Annotated in this window: 2 protein-coding genes; both read left to right on the forward strand. The window is 65.2% G+C overall.

Annotated elements, in window-relative coordinates; genetic code table 11:
* A partial coding sequence (locus ACWDTF_RS24765) for a Mu transposase domain-containing protein (RefSeq protein ID WP_449755245.1) occupies positions 1-1,111 on the forward strand: 1,111 nt, incomplete at its 5' end.
* Complete coding sequence (istB, locus tag ACWDTF_RS24770; RefSeq protein WP_355280094.1) at positions 1,108-1,965, forward strand: IS21-like element helper ATPase IstB; 858 nt, start codon at positions 1,108-1,110, stop codon at positions 1,963-1,965. The genes ACWDTF_RS24765 and istB, both read left to right, overlap by 4 nt.
* The last annotated feature ends 61 nt before the right edge of the window (positions 1,966-2,026 follow it).

Consider the following 2,026-nt stretch of genomic DNA (forward strand, 5'->3'; position numbering starts at 1 on the left):
ACTAGAAGGGCTGGGGTACGCCCAGTCCTATCAGACCCTGACTCGTCAGATCCGGGCACGGAATCTGCGGCCGACGTGTGAGCAGTGCGCCACGTCAACTCATCGGCCGAACGCGGTGATCGAACACCCGCCTGGTGAAGAGACGCAATGGGATTGGCTGGAATTGCCGAATCCGCCGGCGTCGTGGGGGTGGGGGTCGACGGCGTATCTGTTCGTCGGTGCACTCGCTCATTCCGGGCGGTGGCGCGGCTATCTGGCCCCAAACATGACCCGGCCACATGTGATCGCCGGGCTCGACCGCATCACCCGCAGGCTCGGCGGGGTGAGCAAGGTGTGGCGGTTCGACCGGATGGCCACGGTCTGCCACCCATCCAGCGGTACGTTGACTGTCGAGTTCGCCGGTGTGGCCAAGCATTACGGAGTGTCGGTGGCGATCTGCCCACCGCGTCGCGGTAACCGCAAGGGTGTGGTCGAGTCCTCGAATCGTATTGCAGCGCAACGTTGGTGGCGCACGGTGCCGGACGAGATCACCGTCGAGGACGCTCAGGCCAGTCTCGACAAGTTCTGCCGCACCCGTTCCGATGTACGGATGCGTCGCACCCGTGATGGCCGCTACAACGTCGCTACCGTCGCCAAACGCGAACCCCTGTCCCCGCCACCAGCGGCGCCGTTTCCGGCGGTTGTGGCCGAAACCAGGACTGTTTCTCGACAGGCCATGGTGGCCTGGCGTGGCAACGAGTACTCGGTGCCACCCGAGTTGGCGATGGGCGAGGTGAGCGTGACCGAACTGCTCGGTGATGGCCACATCGATATCGCCACCACCTCCGGGATCGTGATCGCGCGGCATCGCCTGGCCGCACCCGGCACTGGTGCCCAGATCCGTGACCACGGCCACGTCGTCGCGCTCGATCGGGCGGCGATGGCCTCGGCGGCGACCGGCGGGCGACCGCATCGCCGCAAGGAACGCATCCCGCCCGGCGAACACGCCCGAAAAGCCGCAGACATGCTGCGCTACAACACAACCAACACCACCGACTCAAACTCTGAGGCGCCGGTGATCGACATGAGCGTCTATGAACGCGCCGCACAGAACAGGACCCACCTCCCATGACCACCAACACCAACAGGGCCGTACTGGACTCGCCGAATAGTGGTGCACCTCAATCACAATCAGCGATCTCGGTCTATCAACAACTGCGCGGGCATCTCGCCGTCCTCAAACTCGACGCCGCGGCCGAAGCCCTGCCACAGGTTCTCCAGACCGCCGGTGAGCAGGAGTGGTCGATGACCCACACGCTCGAACATCTCCTCTCCATCGAGGTCGATGCCACCGAAGCCCGCCGACTGGCCGGGCGGCTGCGGTTTGCCTGCCTGCCCACCCCGGCCACCCTGGACGGATTCGACTACGACGCCGCGCCCGGCGTGGACCGGGCGTTGATCCGGGAACTCGGCACGTGCGCCTTCCTGGAATCGGCCACCAACGTGCTGCTCATCGGTCCACCCGGCACCGGCAAGACGCATCTGGCGGTCGGGTTGGCACATGCTGCGGTACACGCCGGCTATCGCACCTATGTCACCACCGCCGCCGACCTGGCCGCGCGCTGTCACAAAGCCGCTATCGAGGGCCGGTGGGCCACCTGCATGCGATTCTTCGCCGGGCCGACCCTGCTCGTCATCGACGAGTTGGGGTATCTACCGCTACCGGCAGAAGCCGCATCAGCATTGTTTCAGGTTGTGGCACAACGCTATCTGAAAACCAGCATCGTGATCACCACCAACAGATCTGTCGCCGAGTGGGGTGAGGTCCTCGGTGACACCACCGTCGCCGCGGCCATGCTCGACCGCCTGCTCCACCGCTCAGTCGTACTCAAACTCGACGGCGACTCCTACCGGCTCCGTGACCACCACGCCCGCACCCAAAACCAGCGCACCGCCACCGCGCCAACCCGAAGGTCGCTACAGTAGGAGCGCCCACAGGTGGGGAATTTCAATGAGCACACCTGGGGAACTTCCTTGAGCCTCGTCA

It is taken from the genome of Gordonia sp. NPDC003422, from assembly GCF_053588675.1.